At 37.4% G+C, this 21,545-nt stretch carries 20 protein-coding genes; 16 read left to right on the top strand and 4 right to left on the bottom strand.

Annotation, left to right across the window (positions count from 1 at the left end):
* Window positions 1-219: 219 nt before the first annotated feature.
* From S4054249_RS12955 to S4054249_RS12920, 8 genes are all read left to right on the top strand, one after another.
* Window positions 220-714 carry a lipocalin-like domain-containing protein gene (locus S4054249_RS12955; protein WP_046354231.1) on the top strand — a complete coding sequence of 165 codons (495 nt, stop codon included), beginning with the start codon at window positions 220-222 and terminating at the stop codon, window positions 712-714.
* Between the two features lie 385 nt (window positions 715-1,099).
* Complete coding sequence (locus S4054249_RS12950) at window positions 1,100-1,810, top strand: hypothetical protein (RefSeq protein WP_046354230.1); 711 nt, start codon at window positions 1,100-1,102, stop codon at window positions 1,808-1,810.
* Between the two features lie 383 nt (window positions 1,811-2,193).
* Window positions 2,194-2,517, top strand: a complete 324-nt coding sequence (locus S4054249_RS12945; protein ID WP_046354229.1) for a hypothetical protein — start codon at window positions 2,194-2,196, stop codon at window positions 2,515-2,517.
* A gap of 1,625 nt (window positions 2,518-4,142) precedes the next feature.
* A complete protein-coding gene (locus tag S4054249_RS27315) occupies window positions 4,143-4,505 on the top strand; it encodes a DUF6326 family protein (RefSeq protein ID WP_430522133.1) in 363 nt (120 codons plus the stop codon).
* A gap of 141 nt (window positions 4,506-4,646) precedes the next feature.
* Window positions 4,647-5,336, top strand: coding sequence for a DUF4386 domain-containing protein (locus S4054249_RS12935; protein ID WP_046354227.1), 690 nt, complete (start codon window positions 4,647-4,649; stop codon window positions 5,334-5,336).
* A gap of 120 nt (window positions 5,337-5,456) precedes the next feature.
* The gene (locus tag S4054249_RS12930; protein ID WP_046354226.1) at window positions 5,457-6,035 is read left to right on the top strand and encodes a pyridoxine/pyridoxamine 5'-phosphate oxidase; all 579 of its coding nucleotides are present in this window, start codon (window positions 5,457-5,459) and stop codon (window positions 6,033-6,035) included.
* Between the two features lie 361 nt (window positions 6,036-6,396).
* Entirely contained in the window at window positions 6,397-6,846 is a 450-nt protein-coding gene (locus tag S4054249_RS12925) for a GNAT family N-acetyltransferase (RefSeq protein ID WP_046354225.1), read from the top strand.
* 342 nt (window positions 6,847-7,188) lie between these two features.
* Window positions 7,189-8,163: a PD40 domain-containing protein gene (locus S4054249_RS12920; RefSeq protein ID WP_046354224.1), complete on the top strand. Its 975-nt coding sequence runs from the start codon at window positions 7,189-7,191 to the stop codon at window positions 8,161-8,163.
* Window positions 8,164-8,743: 580 nt separating this feature from the next.
* On the opposite strand, the gene S4054249_RS12915 is transcribed toward S4054249_RS12920, so the two are convergent.
* Together S4054249_RS12915 and S4054249_RS12910 are read right to left on the bottom strand one after the other, a co-directional pair.
* Complete coding sequence (locus tag S4054249_RS12915) at window positions 8,744-10,213, bottom strand: FAD-dependent oxidoreductase (RefSeq protein ID WP_046354223.1); 1,470 nt, start codon at window positions 10,211-10,213, stop codon at window positions 8,744-8,746.
* A gap of 54 nt (window positions 10,214-10,267) precedes the next feature.
* On the bottom strand, window positions 10,268-10,966 hold the full coding sequence (locus S4054249_RS12910) for a phosphoglycolate phosphatase (protein ID WP_046354222.1): 699 nt from the start codon (window positions 10,964-10,966) through the stop codon (window positions 10,268-10,270).
* 375 nt (window positions 10,967-11,341) lie between these two features.
* Between S4054249_RS12910 and S4054249_RS12905 the strand changes: the two genes are divergently transcribed.
* From S4054249_RS12905 to S4054249_RS12895, 3 genes are all read left to right on the top strand, one after another.
* The gene (locus tag S4054249_RS12905; RefSeq protein WP_187301388.1) at window positions 11,342-12,322 is read left to right on the top strand and encodes a transposase; all 981 of its coding nucleotides are present in this window, start codon (window positions 11,342-11,344) and stop codon (window positions 12,320-12,322) included.
* A 763-nt stretch (window positions 12,323-13,085) separates the two neighbouring features.
* Window positions 13,086-13,301 carry a hypothetical protein gene (locus S4054249_RS12900; protein ID WP_046354221.1) on the top strand — a complete coding sequence of 72 codons (216 nt, stop codon included), beginning with the start codon at window positions 13,086-13,088 and terminating at the stop codon, window positions 13,299-13,301.
* Between the two features lie 174 nt (window positions 13,302-13,475).
* The gene (locus S4054249_RS12895; protein WP_080928261.1) at window positions 13,476-13,949 is read left to right on the top strand and encodes a DUF2846 domain-containing protein; all 474 of its coding nucleotides are present in this window, start codon (window positions 13,476-13,478) and stop codon (window positions 13,947-13,949) included.
* A gap of 843 nt (window positions 13,950-14,792) precedes the next feature.
* Here the strand turns inward: S4054249_RS12895 and S4054249_RS12890 are convergent.
* Window positions 14,793-17,987, bottom strand: coding sequence for a hypothetical protein (locus S4054249_RS12890; RefSeq protein ID WP_063881451.1), 3,195 nt, complete (start codon window positions 17,985-17,987; stop codon window positions 14,793-14,795).
* A gap of 752 nt (window positions 17,988-18,739) precedes the next feature.
* Here S4054249_RS12890 and S4054249_RS12880 point away from each other — a divergent pair.
* From S4054249_RS12880 to S4054249_RS12865, 5 genes are all read left to right on the top strand, one after another.
* Window positions 18,740-19,084 (top strand): 5-carboxymethyl-2-hydroxymuconate Delta-isomerase, encoded by a 345-nt coding sequence (locus tag S4054249_RS12880; RefSeq protein ID WP_046357055.1) that lies wholly within the window; start codon window positions 18,740-18,742, stop codon window positions 19,082-19,084.
* 176 nt (window positions 19,085-19,260) lie between these two features.
* A complete protein-coding gene (locus S4054249_RS26935) occupies window positions 19,261-19,518 on the top strand; it encodes an AraC family transcriptional regulator (RefSeq protein WP_235611251.1) in 258 nt (85 codons plus the stop codon).
* Entirely contained in the window at window positions 19,461-19,679 is a 219-nt protein-coding gene (locus S4054249_RS27310; protein WP_230851853.1) for an AraC family transcriptional regulator, read from the top strand. The genes S4054249_RS26935 and S4054249_RS27310 overlap by 58 nt, the downstream gene beginning before the upstream one ends.
* Window positions 19,680-19,750: 71 nt before the next feature.
* Window positions 19,751-20,158, top strand: a complete 408-nt coding sequence (locus S4054249_RS12870) for a VOC family protein (protein ID WP_046357056.1) — start codon at window positions 19,751-19,753, stop codon at window positions 20,156-20,158.
* A gap of 69 nt (window positions 20,159-20,227) precedes the next feature.
* Window positions 20,228-20,764, top strand: coding sequence for a DUF6817 domain-containing protein (locus S4054249_RS12865; protein ID WP_046357057.1), 537 nt, complete (start codon window positions 20,228-20,230; stop codon window positions 20,762-20,764).
* A 176-nt stretch (window positions 20,765-20,940) separates the two neighbouring features.
* Here S4054249_RS12865 and S4054249_RS12860 read toward each other — a convergent pair whose 3' ends face one another.
* On the bottom strand, window positions 20,941-21,456 hold the full coding sequence (locus S4054249_RS12860) for a hypothetical protein (protein WP_046357058.1): 516 nt from the start codon (window positions 21,454-21,456) through the stop codon (window positions 20,941-20,943).
* Between the last annotated feature and the right edge of the window lie 89 nt (window positions 21,457-21,545).

Genomic DNA, 21,545 nt, shown 5'->3' with positions numbered 1-21,545 from the left:
TATTTGTTGGACATTGTTAATGTTCTTAATATTTGTTGACAGCAAGTATAAAGCTCAAGAATGATTGGATAAGAACCCCACTTTTGAGCCAGTCAATGGTTACTTTAAAAATCCACAAGGCGAAATAGTTTTACTAACTTGGTTATTGTGGAGTAATGTTTTGAGGCAGTTAAACACGGGAAGTAAAGTATTATAAATAACAATATGGATAAAATAATAATGAGAGTTTTATTTACTTTGGCACTCGCGGCAGGAGCGCTTAGCGGATGTCAAACATTTAGCAGCAGTCAAGAAAATACTTTAGAAGGTGAGTGGCAATTAGAGCTAGAAACACTCGTTATAGGCGACCAGCAATACACAACCTTTGATGGTAAAAGTCGTGAAATGATAAAAATATTTACCGATAGCCATTTTGCGTTTTCGAGTATTGGTACTAGCCGACCTAGGTTTAGTTCATTTCAACTTACGAAAGAACAAAAAGTGGTAGCGTTTGATAATTTTGGGGGGTCGTTGGGCCGCTACAGCTACAAAGATAATATATTGACTGAACATATTGAATATTCCAGCTTCCCAAATTATGAAGGGATGTCTATCCCTTTCAAAATAACAATAGTTGGTGACACAATGATCCAAGAAGGCGCCTATCCGTTAATTGAGCTTGGTCTAGGTAAGCAAGATGGGTATTTGCGTGCAACTTTCAAACGTATTAAATAGGTACTTAAAGAGTTGTAAGTGAAGAAAAATACATATCATCCGCTCGCATGCAATGATATTTGTGAGATTATCTCTAGTTTTGGTGTCGCTATTTTCTGTTGGGTGTAATCCAGTTTGGGAAGAGTCATCCGATGTCATTCACTCAGTTTTTGAGCGATACCGCTAGGGCATAGTGTTATTGAGTCTGTAAGTATTAGTATTAAAGCTAATGAAAGATATATTTTAGCCTATCCATGCCTACATTAGACTTGCGCTTTTTATAACATTGATAAAGTGGAAGATCATAAGTTTGATGATGAGTTTTTTTGGGCGATAAATAAACGAGCAGTTTAAAGCACCCGTTTAAAAGTTTGGATAATCGAGTATTGGCTTTGACTAAACGGCAATGTCAGCTGAGCTTTGTCTTTTTACAGAGGCGTTAGTGGGCCAAAGGATAAACATAAAAATGTTTTGGAAGAAGAAGAAAAAGTACATGTTTCCGCACGACTATAGTTATTTTACCAAAGGACTATTCTCGGTATGCGATCTAGCACACTCAATTAATTTTACGGAAGTATGTAACCAAAATGGCGTTCAGCATTGCATAAAGCGTCAAGCCAAAATGTCAGAGCTGTTGGCAAACGAACAAGGAGATTTATTCTTTTTAGGATATTGTAAAGAGTTAAAGCAAGACCGAATCTTTGAACTGCTGATGACGGAATATGAAATTGATGGACGTCTACAAATAATTGATAATTGGTTTTATAGCGTAACAGGAAAAACAAAATACTCGTTTACGCAAGAGTGCCACCGAAGGTCAGCCAAACTTCAGTGGAAAGGAACATGCTTACCTACATCTATATTAGATGTTTGTGTAGTAACGGAAAACGGCTATCTCAAAGAAGTGTGTGTAAAAAGGGAGTTTGATGAACTTACTATTTATTCTGATTTGGGTGATTGCTTCTATGTTGAGTTTTTAGATTTGCTTAATAAAGAGAAAGTAAGAACTTACCCGATGGCATTAAAATTCACTACTGAAGAAAAAACGTATACTTTTGAAGCATGGTGTGAAAATGTAATTAAGATAGATATTTGGAGCTTTTTTCCTCCAGAGTAAAAAATTAACCTTGAGGTGAATCTCGCCTATTAATTATATGGCGCCTCTCAACTCCTAAAAAAAGCTAATATTAAATTATAGTATAAACAATTCATAAAATGAGATATTTTAAATCTCATTTTATCTTGTTCTTTTGCTTATTTTAATTTTTATAATGACGCTAATTACACATTTAATAGCCATATGTTGTTATCATTTTAAAGTATTGAGCGTTGCTTTGTTGGTAGTTTTTCATTACCCATTGGTGTGTTTAGAATATGTGGTTTGCTTCAATCTTCTTTAGTCCTCTTTACTTTCAACTGAAAATATGAAAGCCAGCCCTGTGTTACGTGACAAAAGAACGGGTGGTGCTATAATGGGTAAAATTATAACTAAGGGATAATATGAAAAAATTAATTTTACCTCTTTTTTTTGCTTCAAGTTTCAGTTACGCAGGCATGAATACTCCAGGCACAACGTCTGCGTCTGTGCCTCAGAACTTACATATTGTTAATAGTAACGGTGATACCTATGTACATTTACCGGCGACTGGATGTTCTACCTCAGTCTACTACTTGAGTCCATCTCACAAGAAATATGATGCAATTTTCTCAATTTTACTCACTGCACAAACAGCAGACAAAAAGGTTAGAGTTAGATTTGATAAATGTGTAAACGGTACAAGTAATCCATTTGGTAATATAATCGGTGTTTACCTCAATGATTAAGAAGCCACTTTTTTAAATTTGGTCTAAGGGGGATTGGCTGTAGTTCTTCGATAGAAACTATGGGGTAAAATCAGGCACTAGTAAAAAAGCTAAGTTCACTTCGCTATACAGTTTAACTCAGTATTATCAGCCAGGTATTAGTGTGTAGTCGCAAATCAAACCCTTAAATCACAAGTGGGAAAAATGCATGGCTTGCGGTGATTATAGTCATGCATTATTCACCCTGTATGATAGTGTTATTTTTCTAAACTTCGGAATAAATAAAGTAGGTCTAGATGATTAAACTAAGAAAAATTCAACAAGAAGTTAAACCTGAGCTGATACGGGTCCTTAATGAAGTTGAAGGATCGAAATATTTATCATTAAAGATCCCAGAACCATACACACCATAAGATGCGCATTGGTGGTTATCTACCGCTCGTAAAATGGCCGTTGATAAAGTTATTGAGTTTGAAAGTCTGCTAATAGGCTGCATTGGTTCGAATAGAGATGAATTTGAGTATCAGCGCTTTACTGAAATAGGGTATTGAATTTCGAAAAGGGTTTTGAAGGAAGGAGATTGGAACTCAATCTATAGATGAAATAGTGTCCTGCGCATCCGAAAAAATGTATCTTTAAAACTTACAGGTCTCGCGTATTTTGGCTTATCCAAAATATGTCCCAGCAGCTCTTTGGGTTCATCAGGCGTTAAAAATGATAGGCAAGTTAAGTATGACCAAATTGCATCAAACTTCTAAATTCAGCACTTTAGTTTTATTAGCTTTTTAGCCTTAGGCTGGATGCTGCCTCTAAGCATAGTGAATTACATAAATTGGATACTTAACACGTTGTTGATCTCTATTTCATTTACCGGTTAATAGCAAACTTTGCTCAATCACCCTCTGCTCTTCCTAATTGTCACCAGCAATCTTTTATCATGGCAGAGACTATCTTGCTGCCATATATTTTCAATCAAGCACTTTGAAATCACTAAATTATTTTGGCTATTTAATGCAGCAGGTTTAATAGGTTGGGGAAGTGTAATTACCTAATTCCATGTGAAAATATTTATATAAACTTATCAACCTCTATGGATGCCCACCCCTCAGTTGTTAACTCTACTAATTCGCAAAATTTTTATTTGAATTGATAAGTGTTTTTATATTCAAATTGATTAATGCTAATTTTTTGAGATTGATAAATAAAATTCCTAGTCTGTATATTCGTCTATTTTCTAATTGTTACAAATTTTTAGCTGTTATTTTTCTAATTAAGTAAGCTATAAAAATGTAACAATATGTATGAAGTCAAAGCAAAGTCAATTACGCATTAATATACGATGGAAGATAGATGTAATGGAGTTTTATTGAAATTTATTGTGCTTTTTCTAAGGCATCTCCCCCCCCCTGAATTATTTAAATTCCGCTGTCATGGGAAAGGTTGGCATATTTTGATTGTTTCTAATTGTTTCCAGTGTGGTTACATGTGATTAAATTGTTGTTATTGTTTCATGCAATCAAGTGAATATACGAATTGTCGTTACTTTCGACATGAACAATATATAGTTATGAGAAAAAAAAAGGAGTATTAGAATAATATCAAAGTTCTCTGAGTATCATATAAATATCAAAATTAAACTTTGTGCTTTGTGGTCAGCTGTAACGTCACTATACATTTACTGTGATTATTTCGAGCTTTATACACCTACAAAAATCGAAGCTATGATAAACGGTACGACTATTTTCGGGGCTGGCGATCAAACAGCTCTGCTAGGGTTGTCTTCGATAATGATGGTAACCAGTTTAATGATCTGCTTGTCAGTTTTGTTACCCGCAAAAGTTAATAGAATATTGAATATACTGGTTGGATTCATAATGACGGTTATGCTTATGTTTCTTGCTTATTCTGTAGGTTGGTATTTTTATAAAATGTACGCTGTCGTTGAGTCTATTCTGACAATGGTAATTGTGTGGCTTGCCTGGAAGTGGCCTCAGGAGTCAAACGCATAGAAAAAGTTCAAGGTCGGATCCGTATTGGATTACTCGGGTCCGCTTAGTTTCATATTTTCACCAATAGTGACTTCACGGCTTAAATAGCCATTATAAGCTCAATGTTCTGGGTGCTTAAGTTCAACAAGTTAAGGAAAAACCATGTCTAAAAATAGTATTGCTAGACTAGCTGGATTGTTTTATTTGGCCGTCGTTCTGACAGGAATATTTAACCTTGTTTATGTACCAACTCAACTTATTGTATGGGGAGATGCGGCAGTAACGGCTAATAACATTATGAATTCTGAACTATTATTCAGATTTGGGATTGTGAGTGGGGTACTCTGCTATATCAGTTTTTTTGTGTTGCCGTTTATTTTGTACAAATTATTCGAGTCAGTTGACAAAAATTATGCTTTTTTTATGGTAGCGCTCGCTGTTGTCAGCGTTCCTATTTCTCTTTTCAATATGATCAATAAAGTTGACGTGCTTACACTCCTTAGTGGAGCTGAATATTTAAAAGCATTCGATGCTGAGCAAATACATACGCAAGTAATGTCATTGCTTAGGTCATACAACAATGGTATTTCAGTAGTTCAGATATTTTGGGGTCTTTGGTTATTTCCTTTCGGTTACCTCGTTTATAAGTCAGGCTTTATTCCCAAAATATTTGGAATTTTATTGATGATAGGCTGTTTTGGGTATTTGATAATATTCTTTGGTTACCTTCTTTTTCCAAATTTCGCTATTCCACTGTTTGTTGAATTGCCTGCTTCTTTGGGGGAAATTGGAATTTGTTTGTGGCTTTTGATCATGGGGGCAAAAGATAAACCGGCGGAAGGGGTAAATTAATCTATGTTAAGAAAACTTTCATCTATCTAATGGGTTACAGTGTTATCAGCAGGGAACAAAAACAGGCACTTTGTTCAGTGTTCCCTGTTGGCGAATCAAAACTAAATAGGAACAAGGTTCATGGATAACCCGATAAATAAATTTAAAGTTTGGTGGCAAGAGTCACAGGTAAATAGCCCGCTGAATCAAAAAAGTGCAGTGTGTGTATCAACGCTCGACGAAAGCGGTTTTCCCTCTGGAAGATTTGTTGATTTAAAAGCTGTGAGCGATACAGGCTTCGTTTTTTGTTCTCATTTGAACTCAGCTAAAGGCAAACAGATTTTACATAGTTCAAAATCTTCGATGACTGTATGGTGGGATCATGTCGGCTACCAAGTTCGTGTCATCGGCCATGCGCAAGAGATTTCAAAAATTGAAGCAGATAGTTTTTGGAAATCCAGAACAAGAAGTGCTCAGTTAACAACGACAGCTTTTGAGCAAAGCGCACCGTTAAGATCAGAAAGCCTTTTAGCTACGCGTTTGCAGAAAGCGTCTTTAAAATTTGAAGGTCAATCAGTCCCTAAACCCGATAATTGGGGAGGCTTTATCATTAAGCCGGTCTCGATTGAGTTTCTAACGTTTCGAGAGAGCAGGCTGCATTTACGGGAGTTATTTGAGCGCACTGATGATTATTGGAGTAGGCAACTTCTTCAGCCGTAAATGACAATAACGCTTGTTACTTACGATGGAGATAGGCATTTGAGCGGCTAGGTAATACTTTCGTAGGAAGGTAAAACATATTATGGTGTCATTGATGATAATGGTGGGAATGTGGTCTTTGGTGCGTAGATGCAAATCTAGAGGGTCTACTAGCTGATTTAATCACAGAAGAAGAGGTTGGTGAACGTACTCTACATTGTGGATCATCAATAAGTTTCACGTTACCCGAGGGGGGAGGTTTTACAATGTGATGCAAGGGTGATCATAATCCAAGCATGTAAAACATCGGAGTAAAGCTTCTTCTACTGCGTCAATTTTTCATATTGAAATTGTGCCGATTAGGAGAGGTATTAGACATAAAATGAATATCCGAGCATATAAACAAAACGATCTCGCAGATATTTTTGATATATATCGTTGCTCAAAACTTGATGAACTTAAATTTGAAGACGAAATGTTTATATTTCTACCTCTAGAGGAGGATGAGGTGAGGTTAAGTAGATTAATGGAGTCACAAATATATGTGTATCAAGAACAAGGTCAAATTTTAGGCTTTGGAGCCATATATGCGCATGAAATTCGAGCGTTATTTGTATCTCCCGATCACCGAGGGAAAGGGGTAGGAAAACAATTATTTGAATTCTTATTGTCAAATATCCAAGGTCAGCCCTGTCTATGGGTAGCAAGCACAAATCATCCTGCCAAACACTTATATCAACAGTATGGCTTTAGCGTTACGGAAACATGTGAAACCACATACAACCAAGTCGCTGTCATTGCACAAAAAATGGTTCGTATGACTTTAGCCTAAAACAATATGAGCATAAGCTAGATGTAATTATCAAAAAAGAAACACAGTCATCTAAGGAAGATTCAAGTTAATTTATCGAAAGATTCATTCGTGTGCAAGCCGAGGTCGGTCGCGTGTTGATTGCAACTGCGCGGGGCTTCAGTCAAGCTTATAGAAACATAAAGGTATGTTTAAAGTTAACAAGGCGGTTTTAAAATCGTTATTTTACATCTTTGAGCCCCGTGGCCTCATTGTTTTGTTAATGTTTTAAAAAGGCTGAGTTGTTTTTCAACCAGCAGGACTTAACACATATATAATGATTAAAGAAAAATAGAATGTGCTAATGCAAGAAAGGATATTTATATGATAAAGCATGAAACAGTCACTAAAATAGCATTGTTGATTTCAGCAATCTCTGCTCAATGGTCTGTACAAGCTGATGAAAAGTTGGCAACCATTTTAAACAACTTAGAACCGAGTTTGTTTGCACCAAATACAGTATCTACCAATCAATTTGAGTATGGCTCTAGCTTATCTCCTGATGGCAATAAGTTCGCGTTTGTTAGAGCTCTAGCTCGATTTTCACATAGTGCTCTAGTCATTACTCACAAACAAGGAGGTTCCTGGCAAACTCCTATATTACTGCCGTTTAGTGGCGAGTTTCATGATACTAATCCGTACTTTGCCAAAGATAGTAACACATTTTACTTTACCTCAAGAAGGCCTGTAGCAGGTATGGATAAAGGGATTTTTAAAATGTGGCAAGTAAGCTATGATGGTGATAAATATGATCAACCAAAATTGGTACCTGGCAAAATTAACGGTGATCATAATGTGATCTATCCGACTGTTCACACCAACAAAGATATTTACTTTTCATCTGTGATAAAAGGAGCCAAAGGTGGTATGGATCTTTTTATGTCTAAGTACCACCCTGATGGATATCAAGCGCCAACTGAGATTTCAGAGCTTAACTCCACGGCTAGTGATGCAGACCCTGAACTCTCAACGGACGGTAAACTGCTGTTTTATACTTCAATGAGACCGGGTGGTTTAGGGCATTATGATTTACATGTATCCGTGAGACAAAAAGATGGTAAGTGGGGAAAGCCTATAAATCTGGGTGATAAAATTAATTCAAGCAGTATGGACTCTGATCCTATTTTATCCGCTGACGGTAATACCTTGTTTTTCTCAAGTGATAAGAACCCAGAAGTCAAGGCTGTAAAGAACTATAGTGAATTACTGCAGCGACAGGAAAGTATTCATAATGGTTTGATGAATATTTATAGTGTTGATATAACCGAGCTAAATAGCTATTTTCGCAACAATATCTAAACAGCGACTCAATATACTAAGTGTAATAAATAGGAAAACTAGCAGGTTAATCTGCACATTTTCCTCCGAATGACTCAAATCTATTAAGGGACATATGGTTTTGTTATTTCTTTTAACGGCACTATATGTTCTCTAGTAATTTTAATGATGCCAGAATAGTTTGTTTTTATCGAATACAGTGTATGAGGATCGTAGTTATTCGCTTTCTATGGACAGACAACGATAAGGCCAGATTTATTGTGTCGGCATCATGCCTTTACTGTGGTGATAGGGATATATAAACGTAGATGTAATAATAAGTATAGAATGGTTTAGTTTGGTATATTTTATTAAGAGTAGCTTAGAGAGAGGACAGGCATTAATACATCGATTGTCTGAGGTTAGAGGAACGGAAAACTTGTCGGCACTCTACAATCGCAAATTATCACTCGAAATGGTCGTTTAACTACACTTATCGACGTCCAGTTTTAGAGTGGTTCAATGGCTTTGACCCGTTCTATAAATTGTCACAACATCTAGTTTTAAGCTAATAGGGGTGAACGGCTCAAGGTTTTGGACTACCAAGAGCCGTTGCAATTCTTTACTTGATGCTAGGCCTTGTTCGTCTGGCTAGGTCTACTGGAAAACCTCGCTCTAGTGCAAGATGTTCTGCCCGTTGAGAAATTTGTTGTTCAGTGATCTCACTAGACATAGAATTATCAACAAAAGCCTTTTGACAATGCACTGCGTTTTTGTCATTTAACAATCCAAGTTCAACTAGCTTGTCAATGATGGTATTTGCAGCAGGTAGGGCTGATGATGCCTTGACTATTTCACAACGAGCATAGCTGTTTGATTGAAAAGCAACATCGGCGACTCTTAATGTCGCATCTGCGCCTGGTATCTGTTGCGCGCCATACATTGGTCGCCCGCCGACATCGGCGCTATTAAAGGCTGGAATAAATCCAGCTACTTTTTCAATGGCCTTGGTCGTTCTTTCGTTAATAACTTGCTCGTCCCACTGATGATTTACTTTGTTAATGTATTTGTTTGGCAGCTCAGGTTGTGCACTTTCTTGTTTCGATGAGACCAATCCATCCTTAAAAAGCGTGATATCTGGTGTCATTGCGTGTATTTGAAAGTAACCGTTAGGATAGGGGGTTAATTGGGTCATGCCATTTTTAGTCCCTCGAGTACCATGAAAAATAACTTCTGGCCAATTTGTCTGGTCATCACTCCAGCGGCTAATATAAGCGGCTTTAAATTCAACCATACGTTTTGGTTTAAGCCCTACCATGTCGTCGATAGTACCTGTCCTAAACCCGCACGCATTGATTAAGTAATCAACTTCAAATGCTTCATCAACGCCTGAACGATTTGTCTTTACCGTCCATTTTTCGTCACTGTTTTGAGTTACAGAAGTAACTTGAGTGCTTGTTAATAACTCACAATGCTGACTGTTTTCTAAGGCCAAGCTGGTCAATGCTGCTAGCCTGAACACACTAATGCCATATTCTTGTACTAGGAAAACGGGAAACTTAAGTAAGGTTAAATCAGTTTTTTTAGCAAATCCGATCATCCATTCGTCAGGTGTTTGTGGATGGTTTGGTACAGGCAGTTGTGACAGTCTTTCAATGTCTGAGCGTTGGTATAACCGAAAATACTCGGATGCTGGTCCTAATATTTCATTTTTTGGATCCGACTCGATAAGTCGCTGATACTCTTTTTGAAGTACTGAAAGCCTAGAAACGACGTCATTTGGCTCTCCATCATCGTGTACTGGTACTGCTACAACTGTTGGTCTGTAATCAATGGCGTCTTGATATAGCCTAGCAGTGTTGATCGATTGTTTTAATAAATCGATACATTGTTGGTCTGATATTTCTCTATATAAATTGCCACCTGCGTGTAGGTGACACATTGGAGGGCCGTTGACTAAGCTACTTTCTTTTTCGAACAGTAGTACATCAGCGCCTTTTTGGCTGAGTTGAAGTGCGATAGTTGCGCCGCCAATACCACCGCCTATAATTCCTACGCGGGTATTGGTTAGCTCAGATTGTTTATTTAGCATGTTCTAGACAATAATTGAAATGTTAAAACGTAAACCTTTAGAAGGTTGAGATTCTTAATGGGCTGATTCCATTATGGTGTCTAAGGTTTTTATGATATCTGCAAAATCATCTAATACCAGTGAAGCCCCATGACTGTTAATGTCTTCACCGTGATTGTACCCATATGTTAAGCCTATACTTTGCATATCAGCGGCTGTCGCTGCAAAAATATCATTTTTTGAGTCACCTACCATTAAACATGAAGATGGCGTAACACCAAGTGTTTCGCAAACATAAGTTAGTTGCATTGGGTCTGGTTTGCGCTTTGGTAGGCTGTCGCCTCCAACAACCATTTCGAAGAAATCATTCAAGCCTAAATGTTTTAAGATAGGGCGAACAAACTGCTCTGGTTTGTTTGTTACAATCACTAAACGGTAACCGCCGCTGTGTAAACTTGCCAATGTGTTTTTCACATTAGGATAAAGCGTCGTCTCAACGCATACGTTCTGCTCATAATATGATAGAAATATTGAAAGTGCTTTTTCGACGTATGTTTCATCCAAATCAGGGTTGATGTCAATACTACCCGATAATGCTCTCTTGGTTAACACTGCCGCGCCGTTACCTACCCAGCTGCGAATAGTGTCTGTGGGGAATGGCTTCATGTCTAATGCATTTAGCATTTGGTTAAGACTGAGTGCTAAATCTGGCACACTATCGATTAATGTTCCATCCAAATCAAATAGCAATACGTCTTTGTTAATGAATTTCAATTTAAATTCCTAATGTTTGCCCTAATTTTAACCCGCGCTAGTGTAGCTTTAAAATAACTAGCTTTCTACGGTTGACTCATCTAAATCTATGTATTTTGTGTAAGCCTCATAAAGTTACATTTACTATTAATCATGTATGTTGACTTGAGGCTTTGAACAAAACGTAGGTGTTATACGGCTTGCTTACATTTTTGGTTTAAAAAGAAGGTGAATATCGGCAATAAATAATGTAAAGAGCTTGCTATGAGGTAAGGATTCATTATACGAGCCATCACTCCCCCCATATCCCAAAATTAGACAGGCACAGATTTTTTGCTTAAATAACCATTCTTTACTACTGTTTAAATATCCAGTTTAAGTTGAGTTGAATTAGGAATGACAAGAGCAAGGAGAGCGTTGATTGATTTGTCGTCGACATCTTATTATCACTTAATTGCACGGTGCGTACGACGCGCTTTTTTGTGTGGAGATGATAAGTACACGGGTAAAAACTTCGACCATAGGCGAAGATGGTTAGTCGAGCGAATAAAGCTGTTAAGCAGTGTATTTGCTATTGAAATAGCCGCATACGCCATTATGAGTAATCACTATCATTTGGTTGTAAAAGTAAACAGGCAGCAAGCCCTCAAGTGGTCAAATAATGAGGTAATATGTAGATGGTATAAATTATATAGAGGCACTCCAATTATTGATAGGTACTTACGTGGAGAAGAGCTGATTGAAGAGGAACAGTTGCTTGTAACTGAGTTAATCGAAAAGTGGCGGGCTAGGCTGTTCGATATTAGCTGGTACATGAAAAACCTCAACGAATTCATCGCTAAAAGGGCAAATAAAGAAGATGGTTGCACGGGTAAATACTGGGAGGGTCGATACAAATCACAGGCCTTATTGGATGACGCAGCGTTGCTGAGCTGCATGGCTTATGTAGACTTAAACCCAATTCGAGCAAACATGGCAAATAAGCTAGAGGACAGTGACTTCACATCGATTCAAGAGCGCATAAAACAACTTCAAAGCAATAATGTGTATGTAAAAAGCGAGATAACACATCAAGTCAAGCAACCCAAATCACTTAAACCATTTGGCATAAGAGACCATGCACGCACATTACCTTTCTCGTTATTGGACTATCTGAAGCTAGTTGAATGGACAGGGCACCATATTCACACCGAAAAGAACAGGCATATACTAAAAGGTACCCCTAATATTCTTAAATTACTGAAAATTGGAGGCGCAACTTGGCTGGAGGTAATAAAAAACTATAGTAATCACTATGGCCATTTTGTAGGTTCGAAAACAGTTTTGAGAGCACATGCAGCTAAAAATGATGTGAGTTGGTATAAGGGGGTTGGGTAATTAGTTTAAGCTTTTGATTATTCAATACTTTGTCTTTATTAAAGGGGCGGTATTTCAATCGTTATTAACTTTTGGGTATTTAAAAAAGGGGGTTTAACTAAGTTTCTGTAACTAAAATGATTTTCAAGAGTGTGACTGTCCTAATTTTATTCTCTTTCCTATCTTTATTTTCTTTTTAATTTTAAATTGTGTCTGTCCCGTTGTGTATTTTGTTAAATTGTGTCTGTCCCGTTGTGTATTTTGTCCCGTTGTGTATTTGTTTGGCTGGTTTTGAGGACCAACTTAACAATGGTGACTTTGCGGATACATTGATTGTGTGGGAAAGTTCATAACATTTTGTAGGCATAATCAGGTAATACCTTGCTTACTGGATCAAAAGTCACCCTACTTTAGCGTCATGTCTAGTGCGGTGTATGGTTTGGTTTGGCTTGGCTTCAAAGCGTGTTTTGATACTAGAAGGGGTTTAGTCTGAATAGCTAGGTATATATTTGGGTAACAGATAGCGTTTGAGATTGCTTAACTTGCAACAGCAGCTGGCAGACTAAGGATAAAGTTTTTTGGTTGTGTAGGAACATGCAACAATTACCTGGGCATGTTTCATACTTCGCTTTTAGCAAAGTATTTACTTTCACTAATCAAACATACTATTTAAAGGCTGGAGGTTATCACGCTTTCATACTGTTATCGGTACATCACTTGGTGTAAACTATGCGCAATAAGTTGCTTTTGCAACATAGCTTTTACAGAATAATAGAGTAATTATATGAAATTAGTGCCACTACTAGCAGGGGCGGTATTGATTTATTTTGGTTATGAAGATGTTACTTCAGAACTACAAAAGCTGAAAGGCTGGGCATTAATTGTTCTCGGCATTGTTTCAATTTTAAGTGCTTTTCACTCTTCAAAGAGTAAAGATACTTGCAGTGCGTATGAAGGTAACGGTAACTATTCTGGAGATAGGGACTCCTCTGGAGAATAAACAAATTAGTTATGTTCGCTTGGCGAGCTGAGATATAAAACAGTTTTCTGGTAATAAATTCTTTGCTGTTAACGATTTTGTGTCTCTAACTAAAGCGTTAGGCTTTTATGCTGTTCCGAAGCCTGCGTGTTTTAAATAGGAAATAGGAACAAAAAACAATAATTAGGAAATAACATGAAAAAATTATGTCAACTAGCTTTCATTCTGGCAACTGTCGTTATGACTGGGTGTGCCAGTTTGCCACCACCAGAGCAAATGCGAGCTGAAGTCGAAAATTATACTGTGCCGCAGCTTCCTGAAGAAGGCAAGGCAATGGTTTATGTTGTTAGGCCGTCTTCGTTAGGTGGTTTAATTCGATTTAATGTATTTGTTAATGACAAAGAAACTGAATCAGAAATGGGCTATACAAGGGCTTCTCAGTACATTTACTTCAATGTAGAGCCTGGCGAACATCAAATTTTATCAAAAGCTGAGAATTGGGCTGAAGCTAACATATCAGTTAAAGCTGGTGATATTATCTTTTTGCAACAAGAGCCGAGTATGGGCGTATTGATGGCTCGTAATAGCTTATTCAAGCTTCAAGATTATGAAGGTAAATATCACGTTAAAACCCTATCTCTAGGTACGATAATTAAAACAGAGCTTTAATTATAGAAATCTATGAACTGAGCTTTTGCTCGCTGGTATAGGCGCTTAGGTAAATATAACCAGCAAGAAAGTAGCGCATGTTTGACGTATCAAAAGGAGAGGGGTTATTTAATCGACTCCTTTTGATACTTTTATTGACTGCACATAGCCATATGTGAGACTTTGCCAAATTCTACTGTTAGAAAGTATATAATTTACCCCCCCCCGTAAAAACGCCTCTATCGTCTAATACAGCCTATGATACTTTTCAATTATCAGCAGGCATAGGCTACTTTAATTCTGTGTAGCGCACCTTTATTTCAATCAGGCTTTTAACTACTTCAATATGAGAGTGAACACTGTTTCATTGTGGTCGGTGCTTTACATTGTGGTAGAAGCAAACTGCAAATTTCGACGTAAAGTAGGCTCTAGCAATAAAAAGAAGTTTATTTTTTGAGAAATGTTTACTAAATTTCATGATCGTAGGATGTGCTAAGTTAGACATGATATAAGTTTATTAAATCGTTTGGCTAAGTGGAGTTATAAAAGTACGCGTTTGAAAATTATACATTTATATTAAATTCGTTTTTAGCTTATGGTCTAAAAGCATGCCTATGAGCTTGGGATCTACTCAGAAGAAAAACGATTGTAATGAGTGCCTGTTAGTAGTTGAGATCTTGGCAACAACACAAGGTTTATTTACTCGTTTTCTTATGCCCATATTTAATGTGATTAATTTTAGCTTGCTCTGGGGGAGCTAGAGGACTTTCAATAGGTATATGTTATTGCTTGGGGTATGGTCTTGTACAGTGTGTAATCTGAGTCAATGGCACACGTAGCGTGTGCCATTAATTTTTTTGTATGTTAATAGTAACTAGCTGATGAGCATACTTCGCCGATACAAGATACGTTGTTGTCGAGTGTAAAAGTATATAGCGTTTCAATTGCACTAACATCGATTTGTGATAACGCATTATAGTGCAAAGTAATGATGTTTAATTGACTATTATTCGTTAAATCGAGAGAGTAAATCTGATTGTTCGTCAGGTTTAGTTCCTGAAGCGCACTATTATCAGAGGTGTTGAGCGTCGTTAGTTGGTTACCTTCAGCTTGTAAAATCTCTAAGGCAGCACTTTCGTTGATATTTAGTTGAGTGATATTATTATTTCTCGCATAAACATGGGTTAGTGCGTGCTGTCCTGATAAGTCTAGTACATTTAATTGGTTGTTGTTGATCGTCAAACTTTTTAAAGCAGAGTTAGCTGCCAAGTCAAGCTCTGTTAGGCTATTGTATTCAGCATCCAACGATTCGAGCATTAAATTTTTGGTAAGATCTAAGCGAGTCAAAAGGTTTTTAAATACTTCCAGTTTGATGAGAGATGGTGTAGACGATAGGTCGAGTACTGTAAGCTGATTGTGTGCGGCTTGAAGATCAGTAAGTGCAGTAAGGTCCTTCAAAGCTAGAGATGACAATTGATTGAAGCTTACATTTACCGTAATCAGATCTGGATTGTTGTTTAGCTCAAGTTCTGTAAGTTGGTTTGCAAATGCAATTAGCTCGGTCAAAGCAGGCGTATTTGTCAAAACTAAAGAATTTAGATTGTTTGAGCTTAAATTTATATCCTTTAGCAAAGGCTTGTCGTTAATTTGCATAGAAGTTAGCAGGTTTGATTGAATATTCAGCGTGCTCAAATTGTTGTTGTTGGTAACATCTAATTGTTTGAGTTGATTATAAAACAAATAGACGTACGCTAAATGCAAGTTTTCAGATAGGTCAATATTGGTGAGCTGATTGTCACCAGCGTTCAGAATGTTTAAGGCGCGGTTATTGGTGAGGTCAAGTTCCTTGAGTTGGTTACTAGTTAATAAAACAGCCTCCAACAGTACATTGCTCGACAAGTCTAAACTGATAAGCTCGTTGTTGTTTGCCTCTAGGCGTCTCAACATATGGTTGTTGGAAATATCTAATGCTTTCAGAGCATTGTTGCTTACATCTAGCGTGCGCAGTTGTGTATTTTTTGAGAGGTCAAAACTAGCAATGTTTGATCCTGATACAGATAGATTTTCAAGTTCAGGTACTTCTGATAGGTTTAATGAGTCTAGTGGTAAACCAGAGAGCCATAGCCCTTTGAGTTGTGGATGAGCCGCCAGATCTAACGTTTTTATTAGCTTCGTACTCAATTCTAAGTGCTCAATCTCTGACAATTTAGTTAGGTCAATTTCGGTGAGATAGTTACTTATTACTCGAAGGTCTTTAATTTTAGTAGTGGTAGACAAGTCCAGTTTAGTCAGTTTATTAGCATGAACATCTAGCTCTTCAAGAAGGGTATTATTTTTAACATCCAGTGTAGCGAGGGTGTCACTGTTGAGTGTTAAGTGAGTAAGTGATTTGTTGTGTGATATATCCAGTTGCTGCAAATTATCTGCGTATACTGTTAGCACTTTCAAGTCAGTATTTTGGTCTAGCTTTAAAGTACTGAGCTCTTCGTTCGATAAGGATAGCTTTGTGAGTGCTTTGAAGTTTGATAAATCTAGCGCGGTAAAATCATTATCAGATGACGATAGTTCAGTCAGTGTATTATTCACTGGAAAATCTAGTTGAGTCAGCTTGTTATTCGACAAATGAAGTATTGTAAGTAAAGGGTTATGTAAGATATTCAACACATTTAGTTGATTATCCTCTACATCTAGCTCTGTTAGATTGGGTAAGCTAGACAAGTCTAGCGTGGAGAGCTGATTGCCTGAAAGCTGTAAATAGGCCAGCTCTGGATTATTGGACAGGTCGATAGAGGTCAAGGCATTGTCACGCAGGTCCAAGGATTTCAATAACGAGTTATTTTTCAAATCAATGTTTGTAAGCGCATTCGTAGACAGTATTATTTGTTCTAATGCACTATTTTTGCTGAGGTCAACCTTTGATAGTTGACTATTTATCAATGACAAATGTACCAAATGTGGCACATAAGAAAGATCTAAACTGTTAAGCGGGATGTTATCAAGTGTTAAATGGCTTAATTGCGGCATATTAATTAAGCTCAGGCCCGTTAGTGGGGTATCGTAGATATTTACATTGGCTAACGCTGAGTTGGGTGCTATTTCCAAATGTGTTAAATCTGTGTGGCGCAGCGATAGATAAGTAAGCATGGCATTTTGGGTTATGTCTAAGCTCGTCAGTTTTGCACCGTTAATACTCAGAGACTCAAGGCTTGAGTTAGCACTGAGGTCAAGAGCTGATAGTGCTTGGCCGAAGAACACCAGTGAGGTCAGTGTAGTATTTTCGGATACTTCTAAAGCCTCTAAATGATCTGCATGTATAAAAAGGTGATCGAGCTGCTTGTTATGCGAGAGGTCCAGGTTTTTTAGCTGTGCACTGACGATGCTTAAATTTCCTAAAGTTTTGTTGTGGGTGACATCCAAAGCGTGCAACTGGCTTTCACTTACGTATAAAGTATCTAGTTGTGTATTTTTCGAGAGGTCAAGTGTTTCAAGTAAAGTACTTGAGATCATCAATGACTTTATTTCGTGAAGTTCTGAGGTGTCCAAGGTTACGAACTTCTGATTATGCAGAACTAAATGTTCGAGCTTTGTAAAGTGCTTAAAGGCTTCAGTGTTCTCAATTGGCTCGTCGCAGTACAAATCTTTTACTTCATCAGCATATTGGTAGTCTTTTTTTACAGTTAAACACTGTGTCAAAACAGGGTCTAAATTTAGTTCGCTAAGTTTTATACGAGGCTTAAATTGAATATCAACGGTACAATCGGACTGAATATTTTCAATGATATATTCATTATCACGCAGTCTGCCGCTACAACCAGTGACTGAGCCTATATAATGGTTAACCTCAGGGGTTAGGGCTAATCTTGTGGCACCACCTTTGAGTAGTGATTGTTCTGCAGGTACAACACTGCCGGCGCCATTAATATTGGTACTTAAATCAAAAACCTCGATGGGTGTGGTAGTAGAAGTTTCAGTATCGTGATTACTTTTACTGCTACCGCCGCAGCCAAACAAAAAGAGAGAAAACATTACTGCTGCAGGGAAAATAGACTTGTTTGTCAACTGGGTACTCCAAAGATTTTATTACTAGACTGCTGTATAGAAATCACTTGAAAAGTGATGGGCTGGCAATGTACCTATATTTTAATTATTTTAGTAATAAAATTAAATAGAGAATATAGTAATTTTATTTTAAAAATCTAAGTTAAATTTGAGTTTTTGGTGCGCTTCTTATAAAGACCTGTAATGATATATTCTTTAATGGGTTGGTGAAATAAGTTCAAACCTCGGGGGTGAGCTTGCAGTCTTTCTGAGTAGCTAAATTGAGTGGTTTGCAGGTTGTTTTGTATGACTTCGGTTGTTTATGTGGTGTTAGGGGGAGAAGGGGTCTAGTTTATATTGTTTTAATTAAATTATACATTTGCCATTTTAAAAATATAAAGTAGATATTTATAAGTTAACTTCGGTGGTTTTTTGTTTGTATTTTATAGTGTTTTGGTTTGGAAAATATTAAAATTAAGTTATGTTAAAATGGTTCGGAGGGGGCTTTTTTCTTATCCAGAGCGTTATGCTTTTTTTAGCTTTATTTGTTGCAGTGTCCTTATTTACTTTCTCTGACAATAAAGAGACCTTCGCTTGTGAAATTGCAGCTCATGTAGGGTTTGAGGAAGTTCAATTGGAAATTTATGTTGATTCGTCGGTAAAGTAAGCGAACACACTCAATAGGTTAAGTTATAAACAGTTTGCTGATTTTTTAAATTATTTACAGTAGATTGAATGGAATAGTAGCAAGACAATGAAAATAAGGAGAATATATGCCACATTTTGTGATGGATTGCTCAGACGATATTTTAAAAGTGCATGATGAAGAGTTTATTATTGAGCAAGTGTTTTTGGTAGCAAGTGCCACTCAATTGTTTGATAATAATGATATTAAAGTCAGACTAAATCCCTTTAAAAAATTTTCGGTAGGTAACAAACGCGAGGGTTTTATTCATGTGTTTGCCTCTATCATGCAAGGACGGACGACAGAGCAAAAATCTGCGTTATCGAAAGCTGTAGTTTCAAAATTGGTAGAAATGTTTCCTGACGTCCCTAATGTAGCTATGAATATCAGTGACTTTGACAAGGCTACATACTGTAACCGCACGATGTTGTAGTGTTAGATTTACGTACTATTCAAAAGGAGTATTTGACTTTCTAATACAGCGCTATAAAACGTAATTAGTGTGAGGGTTGTTGTTTCGTGTTGGCACTTTTTTGCATTTAGAGGTCAATGCAAATAACTCGAAACGCTGACAACACTATAGTGTAAGTGGATTAAAAAGGAGTTTTTATGACAGCAAACTATAAATTTAGACGTTTAAACATAAGCAGGGAATTTATTGTTGAAAATTATCATTCTCCTTTGTGTTTAACTGACATTGCAAAGCAATCTTACATGTCTCCATATCACTTTTTACGTGCTTTCAAAGAAGCTTATGGAGAAACACCCAATGAGCTTTTGATTCGACACAGACTTGAACAAGCAAAAAAATGCTTATTACTGAGCAGCTTAGTGTTTCAGAAGTGTGTGAGAAAGTCGGTTATTTAAGTCTTGGCAGTTTTTCTTCATTATTCACTAAACAGGTTGGTATGGCACCTACCTTATATCGCCGTAAGCTGTGGGCGTTGTCTTCGGAAGCTTATCGGTTTCCATCGCAGGCGATTCCTGCATGCTATGCCTATCACTTTTTAAAAAAACATGGGAAGTGAGCAATATCGGAGAAATATCTATTTTATTTTGTGTATAAAATAAGGATAAATTCACAACAGGAAATGTATCAATGATCACATCTATAGCGCACACAACGATATATGTATTGAATCAGGACGAAGCGCTTGATTTTTACAAGAACAAACTTGGCTTCGAGGTTGGTGATGATATGAAAGTAGAGGGTGACTTTCGCTGGCTGACGGTTCATCCAAAATCTAAACCTCAGCTTCAGTTGGTATTAGCTGAGCCAAAGGAAGGTCCTATGTTCACCAAAGATTCAGCCGAAAAAATACGAAATTTAATCCAAGAAGGGGCCTTTGGTGCGGGTGTTTTTGAAACTGAAAACTGTCAAAAAACCTACGATGAGCTTTTGGCTAAAGGCGTAGAATTTATACAGCCTCCAACAGAACAGTTGTATGGTGTTGAAGCTATGGCAGTAGACAATTCAGGCAATTGGTTCAGCCTGGTTCAAAGATAAAACGTGGAAAATTGAGTTAATATGGCGCTGAATGTGGCGTCTTTTCAGTTGTAGAAGGTTGTAATTAAAGTGGACAAACGCTTTAAAGCTTTAGCGTCTCTTAATGCAAGTGATTTTCAACATTTAAATGGAGATTTAGAGAGCCATCTTAAAGGCACCGCCTCAATACTTAAAAGTTGGGGGGCTTCTGAACTTTTACAAACCGCAGGTCTATTTCATGCAGCTTACGGAACTGCTGGATTTGACATGAGTATGGTGTCACTTGAACAGCGAGATTCTATAGCAAAAACCATAGGAAAAGAGGAAGAAGCGCTAGTTTATTTATATTGCTCGTGCGACAGAAGCTTCGTTTTTCATCAATTCGGTCATCACGATGTAATCCAGTTCAAAGACAGGTTTAACGGACAGCTTTTTCCATTACATAAACACAGAGCAAAGATGTTTTGTGAACTCACCGTTGCAAATGAACTGGAGCTTGTATACGCAAGTGAGGTATTCAAATTTGAGCACGGAAAAGGGTTATATAATTTGTTTGCTAGAATGGAGGCTTATCTGACTGACATTGCTATTCAAGCATATAAAAGTGCATTAGGTGATGTAGCATAGTGTTTTACGACAAGTGGGTGAAACTCTCTTGATATGTGCTGGTTGGTTGTAGCGTATTATGAATGGCTGAGCAAATATCCAATACGGTGGTGTTAGCCTAGTACTGGAACGAAGCAATATTTGAACTAAAAACCTTTTTCAAACATGCGAAATTTTCCTGGGCGTCATCGTGCTTTTTACGCATAGTAATTAATATAATTTGGTGTTGCTGCAACTAAATTTTCATAATTGTCAGGGTGGGCAAACCCTTTGCAGCCCCAATTAGTGCCCATTTTGAATAGCTCTGACTGACTATCTCGCAGTTGAACAATGTCCAATAAGATATCTTTAGAAGCCTCCCCTGCCAGTTCACCTTGGTAAATAATGTCCCGAGCCTGCTCGTGATAGTGTTTCGCTTCTACTTCAAATTGTTCTATCGCTCTGCCAATACGACCATGTAATTCATCCGGATTTGCGGCATTTTCAATATCACTCATTCTAAACATGGCTACAGGAGGGCCATATCTCTTAATTGCATCAATCGAGCTTGTGAGTTTTTCCTCGTTGGCGGCGTGGATATATTTTAAGTAGTGCGCTCGGTTATCGATTTCAGGTGTGGGGCCGTGTTGCTGTGTTGAAGATCTCGGTGTTTGGTGTGCATGCAATGGCGCTTTGTTTACATTATTTATTCTAGTATCAGAATCTACATTCATAACAGCTTCCTTTTCTGTCGTGGTCGGCAGCCTTTTGCCACCTAATTACGTTGTTTATTTGATCAACATGTATCGCCTGTTTGGTTTTT

This window comes from Pseudoalteromonas luteoviolacea, from assembly GCF_001750165.1.
GTDB classification, from domain to species: Bacteria; Pseudomonadota; Gammaproteobacteria; order Enterobacterales; family Alteromonadaceae; genus Pseudoalteromonas; species Pseudoalteromonas luteoviolacea_G.
Note: the sequence above shows the minus strand (reverse complement) of the source record. Positions and strands in the feature narration are given on the sequence as shown.

What these genes read in the sequence shown, in the direction of transcription:
- S4054249_RS12905 (WP_187301388.1), top strand. Translation starts at nt 11,342, where the DNA reads ATGACAAGAGCAAGGAGAGCGTTGATTGATTTGTCGTCGACATCTTAT.
- S4054249_RS12895 (WP_080928261.1), top strand. Translation starts at nt 13,476, where the DNA reads ATGAAAAAATTATGTCAACTAGCTTTCATTCTGGCAACTGTCGTTATG.
- S4054249_RS12950 (WP_046354230.1), top strand. Translation starts at nt 1,100, where the DNA reads ATGTCAGCTGAGCTTTGTCTTTTTACAGAGGCGTTAGTGGGCCAAAGG.
- S4054249_RS12870 (WP_046357056.1), top strand. Translation starts at nt 19,751, where the DNA reads ATGATCACATCTATAGCGCACACAACGATATATGTATTGAATCAGGAC.
- S4054249_RS12930 (WP_046354226.1), top strand. Translation starts at nt 5,457, where the DNA reads ATGGATAACCCGATAAATAAATTTAAAGTTTGGTGGCAAGAGTCACAG.
- S4054249_RS12935 (WP_046354227.1), top strand. Translation starts at nt 4,647, where the DNA reads ATGTCTAAAAATAGTATTGCTAGACTAGCTGGATTGTTTTATTTGGCC.
- S4054249_RS12945 (WP_046354229.1), top strand. Translation starts at nt 2,194, where the DNA reads ATGAAAAAATTAATTTTACCTCTTTTTTTTGCTTCAAGTTTCAGTTAC.
- S4054249_RS12955 (WP_046354231.1), top strand. Translation starts at nt 220, where the DNA reads ATGAGAGTTTTATTTACTTTGGCACTCGCGGCAGGAGCGCTTAGCGGA.
- S4054249_RS12920 (WP_046354224.1), top strand. Translation starts at nt 7,189, where the DNA reads ATGATAAAGCATGAAACAGTCACTAAAATAGCATTGTTGATTTCAGCA.
- S4054249_RS12900 (WP_046354221.1), top strand. Translation starts at nt 13,086, where the DNA reads ATGAAATTAGTGCCACTACTAGCAGGGGCGGTATTGATTTATTTTGGT.
- S4054249_RS12860 (WP_046357058.1), bottom strand. Translation starts at nt 21,456, where the DNA reads ATGAATGTAGATTCTGATACTAGAATAAATAATGTAAACAAAGCGCCA.
- S4054249_RS26935 (WP_235611251.1), top strand. Translation starts at nt 19,261, where the DNA reads ATGACAGCAAACTATAAATTTAGACGTTTAAACATAAGCAGGGAATTT.
- S4054249_RS27310 (WP_230851853.1), top strand. Translation starts at nt 19,461, where the DNA reads ATGCTTATTACTGAGCAGCTTAGTGTTTCAGAAGTGTGTGAGAAAGTC.
- S4054249_RS12880 (WP_046357055.1), top strand. Translation starts at nt 18,740, where the DNA reads ATGCCACATTTTGTGATGGATTGCTCAGACGATATTTTAAAAGTGCAT.
- S4054249_RS12915 (WP_046354223.1), bottom strand. Translation starts at nt 10,213, where the DNA reads ATGCTAAATAAACAATCTGAGCTAACCAATACCCGCGTAGGAATTATA.
- S4054249_RS12925 (WP_046354225.1), top strand. Translation starts at nt 6,397, where the DNA reads ATGAATATCCGAGCATATAAACAAAACGATCTCGCAGATATTTTTGAT.